This is a genomic window from Bacillus sp. 41-22, from assembly GCF_025809295.1.
Lineage (GTDB): Bacteria > Bacillota > Bacilli > Bacillales > Bacillaceae_G > Bacillus_A > Bacillus_A mycoides.
Window position 1 is genome coordinate 573,570 of sequence record NZ_CP084035.1, and the last position, 20,392, is coordinate 593,961.

Here is a 20,392-nt window from a genome sequence, read left to right on the forward strand (position 1 = left end):
GGAGATTATAAGTATGTTAGAAAAACAAATTAATGAAAGATCATTGTTATTGCATAAAGAATTAGTAGGAAAAATTGAAATTACAAGTAAAGTAGAAGTGAATACAGCGGACGATTTAAGTTTGACTTATACACCGGGGGTAGCAGAGTCTTGTAAAGCAATTGCGGCAGATGAGGAAACAGCTTATGACTATACAGCACGTGGTAATATGGTTGCAGTTGTTTCAGATGGAACTGCAGTACTTGGTTTAGGGAATATTGGACCGAAAGCGGCTATGCCTGTTATGGAAGGGAAAAGTATTTTATTTAAGACATTTGCGAATGTAGATGCTTTCCCGTTATGTTTAGGGACGACTGATGTGGATGAAATCGTTACCCTTGTTAAAAATTTAGAGCCTACATTTGCAGGAATTAATTTAGAGGATATTGCAGCACCACGTTGCTTTGAAATTGAAAGACGATTAAAAGAAGAAACGAATATTCCTGTATTTCATGATGATCAGCATGGGACGGCTATTGTTGTTTTAGCAGCTGTTATTAATGCATTAAAAGTTGTAAGTAAACAAATGGACGATGTGAAAATTGTTATTAACGGTGCGGGTTCGGCAGGAATTGCAATTGGAAAATTATTATTAAAAGCTGGCGCAAAATACATTACGTTAGTTAGTTTAGAAGGTATTGTTTGTGAAGGTGAAACATGGATGAACGAAGCGCAAATCGAAGTTTCAAAGAAGACCAATCGAGAATATGTACGTGGAACATTAAAGGAAGCGATTCATCAAGCTGATATTTTCATCGGTGTATCTGCTCCAAACGTATTAACGAAAGAACTTATACAGACGATGAACGAGAAACAAATTGTTTTTGCAATGGCGAATCCAATCCCAGAAATATTCCCAGAGGACGCATTAGCAGCTGGAGCTGCTGTAGTTGGAACTGGTCGTTCTGATTATTCAAATCAAGTAAATAATGTATTAGCGTTCCCTGGTATATTCCGTGGTGCATTAGACGTACGCGCGACTGATATTACAGAAGAGATGAAATTAGCAGCAGCATATGGGATCGCTAACATAATTACGGACGAAGAGCGTAATGCGAATTATGTAATTCCCAATCCATTAGATAAAAGAGTTGTTCCAAGTGTTGCAGAAGTAGTAGCGAAAGCAGCCATTGATTCAGGTGTGGCACAGATTACGAAAATGCCAAGTTATAAATAGTCAAAAGCAGCGCCTTAAAAAGGCACTGCTTTTTTTGAGATAAGAAATCAAAATAATGAAGAAGTGTAAATTTATTCAAGCCCCGTTCATTATTTATTTAACTCCATTGCAACTTGTTTACCATTTATTAAAACCTCAGTTACTGCTACGATCACTTCTATCATTTTTTTCATCTCTCATCTCTCCTCGCGTCATTTCTTACTTTAAGTATAAGAGAAGAGAGATAATCCACCTATCGAAGTACGTGACGTAGAAATTACATTGTTGTAAGGAAGTGTTTCAGTTTTGTCACTTTATTCGGCATTGATTACAAATTGATCATAATATCTTTCATTCACATATATGTTTAATACCCATAATCCAGATGAAGGTAGTGACATTACGAGAGGGAGTTCCTTTACGGTTGTATCGACTGTATTTGAAGTAGTCCAAGTTTGTTTGGAGGTTTCTTTTTGAAAGAGTACTGGTGTTGGAGTTGTAGTTCCTTGTTTTAACGCGATAATAGATAGTTTTCCAGTTGGCATTTCAGGATCCAGGAAGAACCACATTATTTCATTTTGCTCATTTGCGATAATAGAGCTATCAGCCATTGCAATTTTTCTTTCAATGCCTTTTAACGGTATTTTTCCTTCTACGAATGATGGTGCTTCTTCCCAATTTACATCTTTTAAGACACTAAGGTGAAAAAAGGAAGGTGCGTTAATTTGAGAGGATGACGTTTCTATTACTTCTTTTTTAGGTACATTTGAATCGGGTTGCGATTGCGCGCAGCCAGTAATGAGGAAGGAGAAAAGTAGCATAGTTCCGATTTTTTTCATGGTGCCACACTCCTAATTTTTATTGTTAGTGTAATTGTATTTGCTAGAAGACGAGACAATTCCTTTAAATCATAAAAAGAGGTCGTAAGTTTTGTACGACCTCTTTTGACATTTTCTATCCCAATTGGTGAGGGCTAATAATCAGTGGGGGATGGAACCCCCCACTGATTAAAGTTTCACTTTATATTTGTTCAGTTGAAAAGGTTGGTTCTCTCTCTTTTTGAGGCATTGTTAAGAAAATAACAGAAAGGACGATACATACTCCGCCTAATAATTGATATGCTCCAAAAGATTCATTAAGCCAAGCGATTGAAACGATGGCAGCTACAAGTGGTTCAATGCTAGATAAAATACTTGTTTCTGTTGCTGCTAAATATTTAAGACTCCCGATATAAAGAAGGAAAGAAAGAGTGCCACTTATAATGATAAGAATAAGCATAGAAAAAGTTTGAAGTGTGAAAGTTTGCGAAATCTGACTCCACCCAAAAGAACGATTACAAATAAGCAGTGCAATCCCTCCAATTAACATCCCCCAGCCAATTACTATAGTTGTTCCGCATTCTTTAATAAGGGAAGCCGGATGAAGGGTATAAAACGCAAAACCAATCGCTGTTAATAGGCCGAAAGTAATAGCTGCTTTAGATAAAACAATATTTTCAATTGAACCGTTTGTAATAATAAAGTATGTCCCTGTTAGAGCAGTTATAATTGCGAGTATTTGCATAGAAGCAGGGAATTTCTTTTGCTCAAACGCAACGTAAATTGTAATAAGAACAGGACCTAGAAATTGAAATAGTGTTGCCGTTACGGCATTACTAATATGAACTGTTTCGATAAAGGCGTATTGCGCACCGAGCATGCCAAGAATAGAGAAAATAATAAGCTGTATAGAATGTCTAGGGTGTTTCCAAATTTGAAATATGTTTTGTTTCTTTATTAGTAAGAAAGACAAAATAAATACTCCTGCAAGCAACAAGCGAATTGTTAAAAAATCAATTGATGATACGTTCGTATGTTGAAATAGCCATTGAATCATCGGTCCAGATAATCCCCATAATGTGGCTCCTGTAATAATCATAATGAGTCCGATACGTCTACTTTTGTTCATGATCATGCATCTCCTCTTTAGTATTTGATTTTTTATGTGTGACATGATAAAAGGAATTATATATAAAATCTGGTACTGTAAAAAGTATCAGATTTTAGTTTTATTAAGGGGTCAGATATTATGTTAGAATTAACGCCTAATTTAAATATGAATAGTAAGAAGGCATTGTATGTGCAGTTGTATGAGTATATAAAAAAAGAAATTAAAGATGGAACGATTCTATCTTTTACGAAATTACCGGCTAAGCGAAAGTTAGCAACACATTTACAAGTAAGTAAAAATACAGTAGAGGCGGCTTACGAGCAATTACTTGCAGAAGGTTATATTGAGTCAATTTCGAGAAAAGGTTATTTTGTATGTAAGGTTGAGCAAATGGTTCATGTAGAAGAAAACGAAGAGAGAATAGAAGAAGTATCCTTTCAGGAGAGGGATTATAAATTTGATTTCACACAAACAGGAGTCGATACAAATGCTTTTCCGTTCAATATGTATCGGAAAATTATAAATGACGTATGGCAGCCTCATAATAATGAGTTGCTCTTTCTTGGTCACCCACAAGGAGAATGGAGCTTAAGAGAAGAAATTGCGAACTATTTGTATGAATCTAGAGGTGTGCGTTGTGCAGCTAGTCAAATCGTATTAGGAGCGGGAACACAAATATTAGTGAAACTACTGTTTCAATTATTAAAGGGAAGTAATTATGCAGTTGAAAATCCAGGATATCATAGAAAAATGGTTGTTTTTGAACAGGGAGAAAAAAGAGCTCAAATGTTATCTTTGGATAGAGATGGAATTTGTATTGTAGATTTAGAGAATAGTGATGCGAACGTTGTATTTGTTACTCCTTCCCATCAGTTTCCGTACGGAATGATTATGCCTATCACGAGAAGGATGCAGCTTTTACAATGGGCGAAGAAAGAAGAAGGTAGGTATATTATTGAAGATGATTACGATAGTGAATTTCGTTATTCGGGAAAACCTATACCGGCACTGCAAGGGTTAGATACAGACGGGAAAGTAATTTATATGGGGACGCTATCTAAAGCATTGTTGCCATCATTACGGATGAGCTATATGGTGTTACCAAAGAAATTGATTAAAAAGTATCAACAACAATATTTATTTTATACACAAAGTGTTTCAAGAATGGATCAAGAAGTGATTAGAAGGTTTTTAAGTGAAGGGTATTGGGAAAAACATATTCATAAAATGCGTGTCGTCTATCGAAAGAAGAGAGATCGACTTGTTTTTGAACTAGAAAAGTACTTCTCAAATCGTGTTGAAGTGATAGGAGAAGATTCAGGATTGCACATTTTATTAAAGGTGCATAATGGAATGCGGGAAGAAGAATTAATTAAAGAAGCTGCGAAACATAGTATCAAAATATACCCTGTGTCTACGTACTATAAAGACGGTACTGCACCTGAAAATATAGTGCTACTTGGATTTGCGATTTTATCAGAAGAAGAAATTGCGAAAGCGATTCAATTATTAAATAAGGCATGGTTTATAAAAAAGTAAAAAACATCCTCATAAATGCGAGGATGTTTTTTATTATTTTTCTTCATCTAGGAAAAGAACCATATGCTCTTCATCCCAATATTGTCCGTTATATTTTAATGAACGTTCTTGCACACCAAATGTTTTAAACCCTAATGACTCGTAAAGTTTTTTTGCACCATCGTTGCCAACAACAACATCAAGCATAACTTGCTCTACTTCTAAAGATTTAGCAAGCTCAAGACATTCTTTAATAAGTGCTTTTCCCGCTCCAAGTCCGCGTGCTTTTGGAGACACGTATACTGAACCAATTTTCGCTTTATGTTCTTGTTTTACATATGGTTTCGTTTCCAGTGTTGCAACTCCGATTAATTCTCCATCTTTAAATGCACCTAGTGTATAGTTCTCATCTTGTGCTAATTTTTGGGCTTTATATTCAATAGCACACTCTTTATTAATAATATCTTCATAAGAAGAGCTGAAAGCTTCCGGGTTTTGTTTTAACCCTTCTACTCGAAGTTCTAAGTAAATTTCTGCTTCGTCTTTTGTTAATACATGGATATCCAATTATATCACCCTCCAAATCTTTGACAGTTGTACCTATATTTTATATTGAAATAAGAATAATTTCAAAAGCTTAGCTTATAATAGTTGGTTTTATAAATAAAATAGCACCAGTAGTGTTGACTACTACTGGTGATTTCACGCATATATTATACAAATGGTAATTCAATTATAAATTCTGTTCCGACTTCTAATTCGCTTTTAACTTCAATAGAACCATTATGAAGTTCTACAATTTCTTTTGCAACAGCCAGTCCGATACCTTTTCCACCTGTAGCTCGTGTTCTGGATTTATCGACACGGTAAAAGCGATCAAAAACATGTGGGATATCTTCTTTTGGAATACCTTCACCTTCATCTTGTACACTTATTGTAAAAGTATTCGCACTGGTTAGTACACGTATTATTATAGAAGTGTTTTCTGGTGAATGTTGATAAGCATTGTGTAATAAATTTAACATAACTTGTTCCATACGTCTTTCGTCTATGCAAACTTCTAAATCATCTTTGCAATGTACATGGAGTTGCATTTGTTTGTTTGTTAATGTTGTTTTTGTTTTTTCAACCATTCGTTCTAAAAATGGTTTAAGAATTACTTTTTGTTTTTTTATAACAAACTGGTGTTGCTCTAATTGTACAAGCATAAATAAATCTTGTACGAGATCGGTTACACTATCCGTTTCGTCTTCAATGATTTGTAAGTATTCTTCACGTTCTTCTTTCGTTAGAGAATCTCTTTTTGCTACCTTTGCATAACCTTTCATATAGGTTAATGGAGTTAGTAATTCATGCGCTACACTAGCGAGAAATTCGTTTCGTTCTTTTTTCATATACGTAAGTTCACTAGATAAATCTTCAATCGTTTTTGCTAAGCTTCCAAGTTCATCATTTCGTTTAATTCCTAATTGAATCGGCTTATTTAATTTTGACATTTTTTCTGTCGCCCGCTTCATTTTTATAAGCGGTTCTGTAATAACACGAGAAAAAACAAAGACAGAAATAGTAGTTAAAATAATTGTCAAAACACTAATGATAAGAAATTGATTCATGAGTTTAAGTAACATATTTTCTAAGAAAGATGTCTTTAATAACATATATAACTTACCTTGAAATCCTTGAATTTCCAGCGGGCTTACTGTTGAGATGAATTTTGATTTTTTCCAGTTTTTTTCAACGATTAATCCACCTTCTGGGATAGTCTCAGTTTTACAAGTAAGTTGTTTTTGCATTTCTTTCGTTACGGGTTCTGAGGTAGAAATAATTTTGCCGTTATTGTCTGTTATAATGATAGCTATATCAGAGTTAGCAATTAATTCTGATTCAACTAAGTGTTCAGCCTCAGTGTTGATATCAAACTCGGGGTACACAGCACGTTTAGGTCGTTTACTGTGTTCAGCGCTTTCTGTGAGTTGCCTTTCTTTAGAATATGCACCCCACTTCGCGCGGTTTTTAATCATTTTACTATAGCGATTTCCTTTCTCTAAAAGAGCAAGAGTTTCCTCTTCAATGCGTATGTTTGAAAGGTTCTTATAAAAAGATACGAAAGCGATTGTCTCAATACATAAAGCTAATATTAAAAAGTATGTCCCAACTTTAAGGGAAAGTTTGCTCATTTTCTCACCATACCTTATTTCATATAAAGGGCCAGTGGTCAACTATTGTCCACTGACCAAATTAATTATTCACTTTTCCATTTATATCCTACTTTATAGACTGTTTCTAAGTAATCTTCAACTGGAAATCCTTTTTTGCGTAACTTATCCCGTATATTACGAATATGTGAATCGATAGTTCTGTATTCGATGTCTGTTTGATAGCCCCAAATCTTTTCGATTAAATCGTCTCGGCTGTAGGCACGGTTTGTATTTTGTAAAAATAGTCCGAGCAACGAAAATTCAATAGGAGTTAGTGAGATTTTTTCATTATAAACTGTAACAGTATGTTTCGTTTTATCCCACTCAATACCATTGAAGCTAACAAAGCCATCTTTCTTCGTACGGCGTAATATAGCCTCGATTCGCGCGACTAATACATGCTCATCGAATGGTTTTGTAATGTAGTCATCTGCTCCCATAGTCAGACCTTTGACCATATCATAATTTTGGTTGCGAGCTGTTAGCATAATAATTGGAACGTTGGAAATTTGACGGATTTGATAGCAAGTATCCCACCCATCCATATTCGGCATCATAACATCTAATAAAATAATATCGAAGTCCTTTTGTTCGATTAATTCTAGTGCTTCAAGGCCAGAAGTAGCTTTCATACAAAAATAGCCGCGAGGGCTTAAGAACAGATCTAACAATCGTAACATACGTTCTTCATCGTCTACTAATAAAATTTTCACCATAATCTTGTGCACCCCAAACTATTCATTCTACTTGTATAGTTTACATGAAAATAATAAAAAACTCTTTTTATGTGATTGAATGGATGGCTGATTTTTTCAATCAGGGCAATTGACATAAAAAATGCACTAGTTTTGCACAACTATTTTTTATAATGGAAAACGTAGCGACACAAATACCCTATGTTGCGACATAACGTCATGTCATTTTATTTATAAAATGACAATTCCATTCTATTGTGTATGTGAGATAGAGAGGGTTTTCGTATTCACCTCGCATCGGATAAGAAAAATTTCCTATCTCACACTTTTTTTAAAAGGGGATTGTACACATGAGTAAAAAAGTAGAGCATTTACAAAAAGAAAAGCAAGATCGTAATGCGGTTGTAATGTGTGTTGCGGTATCTATGCTTATTATGATAAGTTGTGTAAATAAATTTTTCGGGATTTTATAATAGAAAAAAAGCTTATTGCTTCTTAAGAAGCAATAAGCTTTTTTTATGTATTCTATATAATAAACCAAGGTAAAATTGCTAATCCAGAAGTTACAATTGCTGTAGCAAATATTAAAAAGATAGCTTGTTTGTTTTGTTTCATGTTACATTCTCCTCTACATATCAATTGCTTGCTATACGTTTACTTAATAATTAGCGGGAGATGGATCCTCCTCGCTGAGTAAAGTTTCACTTTATATTTTTAGTATAACGAATGGAAAGGATTGGAACGATCGATAAAGGTGACATGAAGATTACATTGTTGTAATGAAAAAAGCATCTTAATTAATAAGAAGATGCTTTTGAAAAATTATATTTAAATGTTAATTATTTAAGAATAAAACCATATGCTCTTCGTCCCAATATTGGCCATTATGTTTTAAGGACCGTTCTTGCACGCCGTAAGTTTGGAAGCCGAGGGACTCATATAATTTTTTTGCAGCAGTGTTATCAGCAACAACATCAAGCATGAGCTGTTCTACATGTAATTTATCGGCATTTTCAATAATCGCTTTAATTAAAGCTCGTCCTGCACCGAGACCACGCGCTTTTGGAGAAACAAAAACGGAGCCGATTTTTGCCTTATGCTCTTGCTTAATAAATGGCTTTGTTTCTAGAGTAGCAATACCGACTAAATCATTATCTTTGAAGACACCTAGAGTATACTTATCCGGATTGCTTAATCGCTTTGCCATAGCAGCGACAGGGTTTTCATGTTTAAGAACATCTTCATAAGAAGAGCTAAAAGCCTCAGGGTTTTTCGTTAAACCTTCCATACAAACTTTCAAATAAATTTCTGCGTCCTCTGTTGTTAATAAGCGAATTTCCATAGTTGTAACCTCCTAGATTGATTCAAATTTAATTCATTAACTTTGTAAGATTAAGTTTAGTTAAATGTATTCTGTGACTATTCTTTCTTAATTTGTAAAAGAATGAAAAGATTATGCTACTATGTTTTCATTTTATTTATCCCGCTATTTGTGGGCAGTAAAACTCCTACCTCGAAATTCGGCTGGAGCAAAGAAGTTAGGTGGGAGTCGGGCTGCCCGTAAAAGCCCGATTGGTGAAGGCTAATAATCAGTGGGGGATGAACACCCCCCACTGATTATAGTTTCACTTTATGTAATGAAATTATATATTAACTTTATTAACTATTCAAGGTTTTAATATGTTACATTTTTATAACTAAAATTCCCGCTTTGTAAAGGAGTCATTTTTATCCAACTATTCGTGGGAGTCAGATTGCCCGTAAAAGCCCGATTAGTTGGGCTAATAATCAGTGAGGAGGGAAAAAACCTCCACTGATTAAATTTTCACTTTCTTTTACGTATTCAATCGTTTATTTTGTAGCCATCGATTCGTTCCGGATGTGTATAAATATTGCAAGATCCATTTCGAATAAATCCTACTACGGTAATACCTAAATCGTGGGCGAGTTGCAGAGCTAGTTTAGTTGGAGCTGATTTAGATAGAACAATTTCGCAACCTATTTTTGAAACCTTTAACAAGATTTCAGATGAGATGCGTCCGCTAAACGCAATGATTTTCCCTTGAACAGAGATATTGTTTCGTAAACAATGACCGTATATTTTATCTAGCGCATTATGTCTTCCGATATCCATTCTTGATAAAAGAATGTTATTTCGATCACATAAAGCGGTATTATGCACACCACCCGTTTGGCGAAATGTAGTTGAAGATTGTTGTAAGGAAGTCATTAGGTGAAAACATTCTTCCGGAGTAATAGTTATATGTATATCATGTAACTTTTTTGCTTTTGCTGCATCGTTGACGAAAACAAAACCTTGTCTACTTTTCCCGCAACAAGAAGTTACGTACCTTTTATTATATAAAGTTTGATAGAGCGGATTAATTTTTGATGATTTTACATGGACAATTCCGTTTTCTTTTTGGATCCATAATTCTTCAATATCTTTATAAGAAGAAATAATTCCTTCAGAAATTAAAAAACCGGTTACCATATCTTCAATGTAATTAGGAGTGCATACAACTGTTACGTATTCTTCGCTATTTAATTTAATTGTAATGGGAGATTCCGTAACAACCTCATCGGTTTGTTTTGAAAATGTACCAGATTGATAACGTACAATTGTATATGTTTCTTGAATAGGCCCCATATTAAATTCCCCTTTATATGTATTTTTCCCCATATTTATCATAAAACATCGAAAAAACAAAAGCATCTACTAACAAGAAGATGGCAGATTATTTTGGTTATTATTGTATATGTACGATATAATAGATTTGTAGAATAGCGACATTTTCAAGCTTTCGTAGTTATACCTTATAACATCTAGAATCGACTTCCAAAGGAAAGTATTTCAACAGGGCGCTTCAAAAATATGTACAACACAATTATGAAAACGGATTCATAATTGTGTTGTACAGTTAGTTGTAAGGAGAGGGGAAACTATGACAGAACAGACAGTCCGTGTAACCGTTGATGGTAAAGAATTTTTCGTATCAGGTGAAAAGACGATACTCCAATTGTTTAACGAAAGTAATTTAGAACATCCTCAAATTTGTCATGTACCAGAGGTAGATCCTATTCAAACTTGTGATACATGTATTGTAGAAGTGAATGGAAGTTTACTACGTGCCTGTTCGACGAAGTTGGAAGATGGCATGCATATTGAGAGGCAATCGGAACGTGCAAAGGAAGCACAAACTGAAGCGATGGATCGAATATTAGAGAATCATTTATTGTATTGTACAGTATGTGATAACAATAATGGTAACTGTAAAGTCCATAATACAGTACATATGATGGAGATTGAAGAACAGAAATATCCATATGAACCGAAAGTAAGTGCATGCGAAGTGGATACGTCGCATCCATTCTATCGATACGATCCAAATCAATGTATTGCTTGTGGGCAGTGTGTAGAAGTATGCCAAAATTTACAAGTAAATGAAACTTTATCGATTGATTGGAGTTTAGACCGTCCACGTGTTATTTGGGACAATGGTGTGAGTATAAATGACTCGTCTTGTGTTAGCTGTGGGCAATGTGTAACAGTTTGTCCTTGTAATGCATTAATGGAAAAAACGATGCTAGGAGAAGCTGGATTTATGACTGGTTTAAAACCAGATGTGCTAAATCCAATGATTGATTTTGTAAAAGATGTAGAGCCTGGATATAGCAGTATTTTAGCAGTTTCAGAAGTAGAGTCCGCGATGCGTAAGACGAAAATTAATAAGACAAAAACAGTTTGTACATTTTGTGGTGTAGGTTGTTCATTTGAAGTATGGACGAAAGATCGTCAAATTTTAAAAGTGCAACCTGTTTCAGATGCACCGGTTAATGGTATTTCCACATGTGTAAAAGGAAAATTCGGATGGGACTTTGTGAACAGTGAAGAGCGTATTACAAAGCCGTTAATTCGCCAAGGGGATATGTTTGTTGAGGCTTCATGGGAAGAGGCTCTTGAAGTTGTTGCATCTAATATGCAACATATTAAATCAGAGTATGGTAGCGATGCGTTTGGGTTTATTTCTTCTTCGAAAGTAACAAATGAAGAAAACTATCTTATGCAAAAACTAGCTCGTCAAATATATGGAACAAATAATGTAGATAACTGTTCCCGTTATTGCCAATCTCCAGCAACAGACGGTTTATTTAAAACTGTCGGTATGGGCGGAGATGCTGGAACAGTGAAAGATATTGCTGAGGCAGGTCTTGTTATTATTGTTGGGGCAAATCCAACAGAAGGACATCCTGTACTTGCAACTAGAGTGAAGCGTGCTCATAAATTACATGAACAAAAACTAATTGTCGCAGACCTTCGTAAACATGAAATGGCGGAGCGTGCTGATATATTTGTTCACCCGAGTCAAGGGACGGATTATGTATGGCTTGCTGGGATAACGAAATACATTATTGATCAAGATTGGCACGATAAAAAGTTCATAGCTGAAAATGTAAAGAATTTTGATGAATATAGCAAAATGCTAGAAAAATATACGCTTGATTATACTGAGGGAATTACAGGGATTTCTAAAGCTCAGTTAAAAGAAATGGCTCGTATGGTATATGAAGCAGATGGTACTTGTGTACTTTGGGGAATGGGTGTAACTCAAAATACAGGAGGAAGTACAACGTCAGCAGCAATTTCAAATTTACTTCTCGTTACAGGTAACTACCGTCGTCCTGGTGCCGGTGCGTATCCGTTACGCGGGCATAATAACGTACAAGGTGCTTGTGATATGGCGACATTACCGAACTGGCTTCCGGGTTACCAAGCTGTTTCAGATGATGTGCATCGTGCGAAATTTGAAAAAGCATACGGTACTACCATTCCGAAAGAACCGGGATTAAATAATATCGCAATGTTACTTGCGGCCGAAGAAGGAAAACTACGTGGTATGTATGTTATGGGAGAAGAAATGGCTTTAGTAGATTCAAATGCCAACCATGTACAACATATTTTAGCGAATTTAGACTTCCTTGTTGTTCAAGATATGTTCTTATCGAAAACAGCTCGTTTCGCCGATGTTATTTTACCAGCAGCACCAAGCTTAGAAAAAGAAGGAACGTTTACGAATACAGAGCGCCGTATTCAAAGATTATACGAAGTATTGAAACCGCTTGGTGATTCAAAACCAGATTGGTGGATTTTACAAAAAGTAGCTCGTGCACTGGGCGGAGACTGGAATTATGGAAGTCCAAGTGAAATTATGGACGAAATTGCATCGCTTGCACCGTTATACTCTCAAGCGACGTACGACCGTCTAGAAGGCTGGAATAGTTTATGTTGGGGTAGCCATGATGGTAGTGATACGCCATTATTATATGTAGATGGATTTAACTTCCCAGACAAACTAGCACGTTTATCACTAGATGAATGGGTTCCGCCAGTTATAGCACCAGATGAGTATGATTTACTATTAAATAATGGCCGTATGCTAGAGCATTTCCATGAAGGGAATATGACGAATAAGTCGGCTGGTATTTTATCTAAAGTGTCTGAAGTATTTGTTGAAATTTCACCTGAACTTGCTAAAGAACGCAATGTGAAAGATGGTGGTCTTGTAGAGTTAGCATCACCATTTGGAAAAATCAAAGTACAAGCGCTTGTTACAGATCGTGTAACTGGAAATGAGTTGTATTTGCCGATGCATGCGACAGTAAATGAAGAGGCAATCAATATTTTAACAGGAACAGCAACAGACATTTATACGTGTACACCAGCTTATAAACAAACAATGGTGAAACTGCGCGTATTACGTGAAAAAGGAAATCGTCCGTTACCATCTTCAAACCCGAGAGATAAAAAACGTCATCCGCAAAATGGTGTTGAAATCGAGCGAAAGTGGCAAAGAAAACAATACGTATCACTTGTGGACCAGAATTAGGGGGCGGAGATAATGGCAAAAGAGATTACTTTAATTAAAAAGAAGATTGTAACAGAAGAAGAAAAAAAACAGCAAGTAACAGATGAGTTGTTAAATGATCTAGCTGAGAATAGAGAAGCAGTAGAAGAGACGATGCGGCTATTAGCGCAGTTGCAAAAAGCAGGAATTTTAGATGCAGCAATTAGTTTACTTGCTGCAAAAGAAGATGTTTCCAAAATAGCTGTTGAACAATTGAATCGTGAACCAGTAAAAAACGCATTAAACAATATGATGGGGGCAGGAGAGGCATTATCTTCAGTGGACCCAGAAATAACGAAACAAATAACATCTAGTTTAGTCACTGGATTACAATTTGCAACAGAGGAATTAAATAGTGGTAAAAAAACAAAAGTGATGGATTTCTTTAAAGTGTTAAAAGATCCAGATATCAATAGAGCAATTACATTCGGTTTTAGCTTCTTGAAAGCATTTGGTCAAGGGTTAGAGAAAAAATAGAGTAAATGAAAAAGTGATGGCAAGTAGCCATCACTTTTTCATTGTATGTATAAGAGTGTTCATGTTAAGTGGAATATATTATTATTAAAAAGATGGGTTGGAAATGGAAATATGGAATCCATCTCAAATATCGTTTTAGAATGTGGAGGAATATATGCAACACCGTAAAAGACTATCTATACCAGGGGTAATGGGACATTCCTTTCAAACAGTTAGATTTGCTTTTTGGAATGTATTAACCTTTCAACTTGCTTATAAATTATTAGCAGCGATTGTATTTGTCCCGCTATTTGGGATCATTTTTAATAAGTTATTGTATTTTGGTGGTTATGCAAATGCGACGAATGATGAATTATTAGCGTTTTTAAAGACACCATACGGCATTTTGGCAATCGTAATTTTATCATTGTTAGCACTGTTTCTTATCTTTACGGAATTTGCGGTGCTTATTATCATTTCGTACTTCGCTCATAAAAGACAAAAGGTGAAATTACGTCCGATTTTATATAAAACCGTAACGTATTTACCTACTCTTTTCACATATTGCTTACCAGGATTTATTTTATATGCTGTCGTATTGTTACCTCTTTTAAATCTTGGATATGAAACGGCATTAATTCCGCAAATTCAAATTCCTAACTTTATTACAGGAGAACTGTTTAAGACAACGATGGGACAAGTTGGTTATTACACGTTCTTTGCTGTAGTTGCGTATTTGAACCTTCGCTGGATTTTTGTTCTACCTATTGTTGTTTTAGAGCAAAAGCCGTTTCGCACAGCAGCACGTAAAAGTGCAACGTTAGTAAAAGAAAGTTTTTTTAAAGTACTATTCTTTTTAGTAGGATTTTTTATTTCAATAGGGATTGTGTACGGGGTATTTTTTGGAATGTATTTATTGTGTCTATGGGGCATGTATGAATTTACAAATCCACAGGGAACATTTGCATTATTAGCAGAATCAACAATGTCTGTATTTTTAACGAGTACATTGTATTTATTTAGTTTTATCGTGACGCCATTTTATATTATGGCAATAACACGATTGTATTTACAAAAGGTTCCGGTTGAAGATGTTTTATTAGAAGAAGGATTAGATTATTCGAAAACAAAAGCAGATAAATGTTTCTTCCAAAAACATCGTTGGAAATTTATTGGTGTATATATTGTAGGAATTATTACTGCCGGAATGGTCGTTGCCTTCATTGTAACGTTTATTTCAAATTCATATAAAGAACCAATTATTATGGCTCATCGTGGTTATATTTCAAAAGGTGTAGAGAATACGAAAGAAGCTCTGCAGGGGGCTATTGATGCCAAAGCAGACTACGCTGAAATTGATGTACTGCAAACAAAAGACGGTGAACTAGCAGTTATACATGATTTGAAGCTAAAACGTCTTGCGAATGCTAATGTTCACGTGTCAGATTTAACGATGGAGGAGTTAAGACAGCTTACCCTTAGTCAAGATGGGTTTTCAGGACAAATAAGTACACTTGATGAGATCATTAAGCTGGCAAAAGGAAAAATCAAACTTAATATTGAAGTGAAGCTCCATGGTGGCGAAAAAGATTTCGTAAACAAAGTATTAAAAGCGATTAAAGATAATGAATTTGAGAAGCAATGTGTCATTCAAACGTTACACTATCCGCTTATTAAAGAGTTTAAACGTGCAAATCCAAATATAAAAGTAGGATACATACTGTATGCGAGTAGAGCTAACTTAAAGAATGTGAAGGTTGATTTTTATGTAGCAGAAGAATACATGTTAAATAAGAAATTAGTAAAAGAAGCAAGGAAGCTAAACAAACCAATTTACGTATGGACAGTAAATGATATGGAAAGTTTAAAGGCATATTATAAGTTAAACGTGGATGGTATCATTACCGATTATCCTGAAGACGCACGTGAAACAATTAAGATGTTAAAAGAGCAAGAAGATCGTGAAAGTGATATGTTTGATAAAATTACCGAGACGACAGAAGATCTATTTTCAAAGTTATTTATGATCTATCCAGCTGCTGGCTAAATGCTAGTAGCTGTTTTTTTTATGGAAAGAATATATTTCTAAAGTATTGTACAAAGTAATAAGTGTATATGTATACGTAACTACTTAGTTTTTTTGCATTGTTACATTATTGTCAAATAATAAATAATTACTATGCGTTTTGAATGGATATAATGTAAATAGAGTAGATAATGAGATGGTACAAATAACCCAATGGAATCAATGTTTCGTATATTTACACTATTCTAAATATATAAACTTTTAAAAAATGGTATGTTAGCGTTTTCATAATTTTTAAGTTATGCTAGAATAAGGACATAAGTTATTAATTATTACAAAAAGAAAAAAGAATTCCTTTTTTCTGTTAATTATAAGGGGGCATTTCATTATGCGTATTGGGGTACCAGCAGAAATTAAAAACAACGAAAACCGTGTGGCAATGACACCAGCAGGTGTTGTACATTTAGTTCGTAACAATCACGAAGTATTCATTCAAAAGGACGCAGGTGTAGGATCTGGTTTCACAGATGCTCAGTATGTTGAAGCGGGAGCGAAAATTGTTGATACGGCTGAAGAAGCTTGGAACATGGAAATGGTTATGAAAGTTAAGGAACCAGTTGAAAGCGAATACAAACACTTCAGCGAAGGTTTAATCTTATTCACATACTTACACTTAGCTCCAGAACCAGAATTAACAAAAGCGTTAATTGAAAAGAAAGTTGTTGCTATCGCATATGAAACAGTACAATTAGAAAACCGTTCTTTACCATTACTTGCACCTATGAGTGAAGTAGCTGGTCGTATGGCTGCACAAATCGGTGCGCAATTCCTTGAGAAAAACAAAGGCGGTAAAGGTATCTTACTTGCAGGTGTTCCAGGAGTTAAACGTGGTAAAGTAACAATTATCGGTGGTGGACAAGCTGGTACAAATGCTGCTAAAATTGCAGTTGGACTAGGTGCGGATGTAACAATCATCGACTTAAGTGCAGAACGTCTTCGTCAATTAGATGACATTTTCGGAAACCAAGTAAAAACTTTAATGTCTAATCCTTACAATATTGCAGAAGCTGTAAAAGAATCTGATCTTGTAATCGGTGCAGTATTAATCCCAGGTGCAAAGGCTCCAAAACTTGTAACAGAAGAAATGATTAAATCAATGGAACAAGGTTCTGTTGTTGTAGATATCGCGATTGACCAAGGTGGTATTTTCGAAACAACTGACCGTATTACAACTCATGATAACCCAACTTATGAAAAACACGGCGTTGTTCATTATGCAGTTGCAAACATGCCAGGTGCGGTTCCACGTACATCAACTCTTGCATTAACAAACGTAACAGTACCATATGCAGTACAAATTGCTAACAAAGGCTACAAAGAAGCTTGCCTAGGCAACACTGCATTATTAAAAGGTATTAATACATTAGAAGGCTATGTAACATTCGAAGCAGTTGCAGAAGCTCACGGTGTAGAGTACAAGGGTGCTAAAGAATTATTAGAAGCAGAAACAGTATCTTGCTAATAGAAGCATTATACAAAACAAAATCGAACAATATATAAAACAACATGATAAGAGCTAAGAGATAATACCTCTTAGCTCTTCTTGGTAAAAGGGGGCATTCATCGTGGCCAACCTATTTAAAAAGAAATCCGTTACGCAATTGTTAGGGGAAAGTAAAAGTAAAACTTTGACGAAAACGCTAGGGGCATTTGACCTAACAATGCTAGGGATTGGTGCGATAATTGGTACAGGAGTTCTAGTATTAACTGGATTAGTAGCAGCAAGAGATGCTGGTCCAGCAGTTATTTTTTCATTTATGATTGCAGCAATTGTTTGTGGATTTGCAGCTTTATGTTATGCAGAGGTTGCATCTGCACTTCCTGTTTCAGGTAGTGTGTACACATATTCATATGCAACAATTGGTGAGTTTGTTGCCCATTTAATGGGATGGACATTGCTATCCGTATATGTCGTAACGACTGCCGCAGTAGCTGGCGGATGGACAGGTTATTTCAATAATTTAGTGAGTGGATTGGGACTTGAAATTCCAAAAGCGTTGTTAACGATTCCATCGCAAGGTGGTATGGTGAACTTACCCGCAGTTATCGTTACGTTGGTGATAACTTGGTTATTATCGCGAGGTACAAAAGAAAGTAAGCGTGTGAATAACATAATGGTATTAATTAAAATTGGTATTGTTGTTTTATTCATTGCAGTTGGTGTATTCTACGTGAAACCAGAAAACTGGATACCATTTGCACCGTATGGCTTAAGTGGAGTCTTTGCCGGAGGAGCAGCAGTATTCTTCGCTTTCTTAGGATTTGATGCATTAGCAACTTCTGCTGAAGAAGTGAAAAATCCACAACGTGATTTGCCGATTGGTATTATTGCTTCATTAGTCATTTGTACAATCATTTATGTTGTAGTTTGTCTCGTTATGACAGGTATGGTTTCTTATAAGGAATTAGATGTACCTGAAGCGATGGCCTATGTATTAGAAGTTGTAGGACAAGATAAAGTGGCTGGTGTAATCGCTATTGGAGCTGTAATTGGTATTATGGCTGTAATTTTCGCATACATCTACGCTACGACACGTGTATTCTTCGCTATGAGCCGTGACGGTTTATTGCCAAAATCTTTTGCGAAAATTAACAAGAAGACAGAAGCACCAACATTTTCAGTTTGGTTAACAGGAATTGGTAGTGCTTTAATTGCCGGATTTATCGATTTAAAAGAATTGTCGAATTTAGCGAATATTGGAGCGTTATTAACATTTGCGATGGTTGGTGTAACTGTCATCATTCTTCGTAAAACGCATCCGAAATTACAACGTGGATTTATGGTACCACTTGTACCAATCTTACCGATTATTTCAGTTGCAAGCTGTCTATTCTTAATGGTAAATCTACCGTTAAAAACATGGATATACTTCGGTGTTTGGTTAGCAATCGGAGTGGTTGTATACTTTGTTTATTCGAAAAAACATAGTCATTTAAAAGACGATGGAAGTTCGCAAGATAGTTTAGAAAAAGCTAATTAAAGGGATATAAAGTTAGTAAGCCTTGTGCGTCTAGGGAGCGCGCAAGGCTTTTTCTTTTGGGGAAATAAAGGAGACCAATGTTATGTTGTCGAATTTTTATGTCGGAATATAAGAAGGGGTGGAAAGATGGAGACGAAAGTTGTCGTTGGAGCAGAGGGATATAATAATAACCCAGGGTGGTTACATACGAATGAAAAAGAATTACATTTATTAAAAAGAGAAACGTGGCTTAATAAATTTCAGCCTAATTCTTTATCAGTAATTTTGGCTGAGCACGTATGGGAGCATTTATCGTATGAAGAAGGTATAGAAGCAGCTAAAGTTTGTTATGAGTTTTTAGAAGATAGTGGATATATTCGCTGTGCAGTGCCGGATGCATTTTTCCAAAATGAAGAGTATCAGCGTGGTGTGCAAGTGGGAGGACCTGGCCCGTTAGATCATCCAGCTGCAAGTCATAAAATTGTACATAACTACAAAACGATTATATCTATGTTTGAAGCAGCAGGTTTTCAAGTAAAGCTTTTAGAATACTGTGATGAGAATGGCCAGTTTCATTATAGTGATTGGGAAGAGAACGGTGGATTTATTTATCGATCGAAACGTTTTGATCATAGAAATCAAGATGGTAAATTAGGATTTGCTTCGTTAATTGTGGATGCAGTGAAAGTTAATAAAGTGAAACTTTAATCAGTGGGGGGCTTCATCCCCCACTGATTATTAGCCCTCACCAATCGGGCTTTTACGGGCAGTTAATCTCCCACCTAACTTCTTTGTTCCAGCTGCATTTTGAGGTGGGAGTCTTACTGCCTGTTAATGCGGGATAAATAAGAAGGGATGCACGGTAGTTTTCGTGCATCCTTTTTGTATGAAGGGCATGATAGATGCGGAGAATATTTATATGTTTATTTTGAAATATGAACGAAATGTTTAAAAAATGTATGAGAATTCATTGACACATATGAATGGACGCTCATATAATAAAGGTATAAGACATATGAATAGTTGTTCATATGTTCAAATAAAGAGGTGAGCTGTGATGGCTGAAAATAAAGTAGAAACGCAACAGGAAGCATGTTCTCAAACGGTAATTCACGAGGAAATCGTGGATCAAGTAAAACAAACAATTCCGACTGATGAAAGTTTAAGTAAAGTAGCAGAATTATTTAAAGTATTAGGTGACCGTACACGTACGAGAATATTACATGCATTATTTGAAGCTGAAATGTGTGTTTGTGATTTAGCTTATTTATTAGGAATGACGCAATCTTCAATCTCACATCAGCTTCGTGTATTAAAGCAAGCGAAGCTTGTAAAGAACCGTAAAGAAGGAAAGGTAGTTTATTACTCATTAGCTGATCAACACGTAATTCATATCTTCGAGCAAGCGTTTGAACACGTAAACGAGGAAGAATAAAAAAGCGAGGAGGG

Annotated in this window: 17 protein-coding genes; 10 read left to right on the forward strand and 7 right to left on the reverse strand. The window is 35.5% G+C overall.

The annotated features are described in order from the left end of the window. The first annotated feature begins 13 nt into the window (after positions 1–13). Positions 14–1,216 carry an NAD(P)-dependent malic enzyme gene (locus LCF45_RS02945; RefSeq protein ID WP_002125135.1) on the forward strand — a complete coding sequence of 401 codons (1,203 nt, stop codon included), beginning with the start codon at positions 14–16 and terminating at the stop codon, positions 1,214–1,216. 293 nt (positions 1,217–1,509) lie between these two features. Here the strand turns inward: LCF45_RS02945 and LCF45_RS02950 are convergent, their stop codons facing one another. Both LCF45_RS02950 and LCF45_RS02955 read right to left on the reverse strand, forming a co-directional pair. Continuing rightward, on the reverse strand, positions 1,510–2,034 hold the full coding sequence (locus LCF45_RS02950; RefSeq protein WP_002010428.1) for a DUF4871 domain-containing protein: 525 nt from the start codon (positions 2,032–2,034) through the stop codon (positions 1,510–1,512). A 181-nt stretch (positions 2,035–2,215) separates the two neighbouring features. Continuing rightward, entirely contained in the window at positions 2,216–3,142 is a 927-nt protein-coding gene (locus LCF45_RS02955; RefSeq protein WP_002125137.1) for a DMT family transporter, read from the reverse strand. A 120-nt stretch (positions 3,143–3,262) separates the two neighbouring features. Here LCF45_RS02955 and LCF45_RS02960 point away from each other — a divergent pair, with 120 nt between their 5' ends. Then, complete coding sequence (locus LCF45_RS02960) at positions 3,263–4,663, forward strand: MocR-like pyridoxine biosynthesis transcription factor PdxR (protein WP_263894523.1); 1,401 nt, start codon at positions 3,263–3,265, stop codon at positions 4,661–4,663. A 33-nt stretch (positions 4,664–4,696) separates the two neighbouring features. Here the strand turns inward: LCF45_RS02960 and LCF45_RS02965 are convergent, their stop codons facing one another. The 3 genes from LCF45_RS02965 to LCF45_RS02975 all read right to left on the reverse strand — a co-directional run bounded on the left by LCF45_RS02965 (position 4,697) and on the right by LCF45_RS02975 (position 7,556). Next, positions 4,697–5,209: a GNAT family N-acetyltransferase gene (locus LCF45_RS02965; protein WP_000351210.1), complete on the reverse strand. Its 513-nt coding sequence runs from the start codon at positions 5,207–5,209 to the stop codon at positions 4,697–4,699. Between the two features lie 146 nt (positions 5,210–5,355). Beyond that, positions 5,356–6,819, reverse strand: a complete 1,464-nt coding sequence (locus LCF45_RS02970; protein WP_002188251.1) for a sensor histidine kinase — start codon at positions 6,817–6,819, stop codon at positions 5,356–5,358. Between the two features lie 65 nt (positions 6,820–6,884). Next, positions 6,885–7,556 (reverse strand): response regulator transcription factor, encoded by a 672-nt coding sequence (locus LCF45_RS02975; RefSeq protein WP_000238947.1) that lies wholly within the window; start codon positions 7,554–7,556, stop codon positions 6,885–6,887. Between the two features lie 329 nt (positions 7,557–7,885). On the opposite strand from LCF45_RS02975, the gene LCF45_RS02980 reads away from it, so the two are divergent. Next, positions 7,886–8,008 (forward strand): hypothetical protein, encoded by a 123-nt coding sequence (locus LCF45_RS02980; protein ID WP_002125145.1) that lies wholly within the window; start codon positions 7,886–7,888, stop codon positions 8,006–8,008. 362 nt (positions 8,009–8,370) lie between these two features. Here the strand turns inward: LCF45_RS02980 and LCF45_RS02985 are convergent, their stop codons facing one another. Together LCF45_RS02985 and fdhD are read right to left on the reverse strand one after the other, a co-directional pair. Beyond that, on the reverse strand, positions 8,371–8,877 hold the full coding sequence (locus LCF45_RS02985; protein WP_000405886.1) for a GNAT family N-acetyltransferase: 507 nt from the start codon (positions 8,875–8,877) through the stop codon (positions 8,371–8,373). A 501-nt stretch (positions 8,878–9,378) separates the two neighbouring features. Continuing rightward, positions 9,379–10,185 carry a formate dehydrogenase accessory sulfurtransferase FdhD gene (gene fdhD, locus LCF45_RS02990; protein WP_002125147.1) on the reverse strand — a complete coding sequence of 269 codons (807 nt, stop codon included), beginning with the start codon at positions 10,183–10,185 and terminating at the stop codon, positions 9,379–9,381. Between the two features lie 295 nt (positions 10,186–10,480). Here fdhD and fdhF point away from each other — a divergent pair, with 295 nt between their 5' ends. From fdhF to LCF45_RS03025, 7 genes are all read left to right on the forward strand, one after another. Then, positions 10,481–13,423: a formate dehydrogenase subunit alpha gene (fdhF, locus tag LCF45_RS02995; protein WP_002010447.1), complete on the forward strand. Its 2,943-nt coding sequence runs from the start codon at positions 10,481–10,483 to the stop codon at positions 13,421–13,423. Positions 13,424–13,435: 12 nt separating this feature from the next. Continuing rightward, the gene (locus tag LCF45_RS03000) at positions 13,436–13,918 is read left to right on the forward strand and encodes a helical membrane plugin domain-containing protein (RefSeq protein WP_002169188.1); all 483 of its coding nucleotides are present in this window, start codon (positions 13,436–13,438) and stop codon (positions 13,916–13,918) included. A gap of 154 nt (positions 13,919–14,072) precedes the next feature. Next, a complete protein-coding gene (locus LCF45_RS03005; protein ID WP_263894525.1) occupies positions 14,073–15,944 on the forward strand; it encodes a glycerophosphodiester phosphodiesterase in 1,872 nt (623 codons plus the stop codon). Between the two features lie 367 nt (positions 15,945–16,311). Then, positions 16,312–17,445 carry an alanine dehydrogenase gene (gene ald / locus LCF45_RS03010; protein WP_002010453.1) on the forward strand — a complete coding sequence of 378 codons (1,134 nt, stop codon included), beginning with the start codon at positions 16,312–16,314 and terminating at the stop codon, positions 17,443–17,445. A 103-nt stretch (positions 17,446–17,548) separates the two neighbouring features. Further along, the gene (locus tag LCF45_RS03015) at positions 17,549–18,964 is read left to right on the forward strand and encodes an amino acid permease (RefSeq protein ID WP_002063741.1); all 1,416 of its coding nucleotides are present in this window, start codon (positions 17,549–17,551) and stop codon (positions 18,962–18,964) included. 126 nt (positions 18,965–19,090) lie between these two features. Continuing rightward, positions 19,091–19,651 carry a class I SAM-dependent methyltransferase gene (locus tag LCF45_RS03020; protein ID WP_002186918.1) on the forward strand — a complete coding sequence of 187 codons (561 nt, stop codon included), beginning with the start codon at positions 19,091–19,093 and terminating at the stop codon, positions 19,649–19,651. A 349-nt stretch (positions 19,652–20,000) separates the two neighbouring features. After that, complete coding sequence (locus LCF45_RS03025; RefSeq protein ID WP_002010461.1) at positions 20,001–20,378, forward strand: ArsR/SmtB family transcription factor; 378 nt, start codon at positions 20,001–20,003, stop codon at positions 20,376–20,378. The last annotated feature ends 14 nt before the right edge of the window (positions 20,379–20,392 follow it).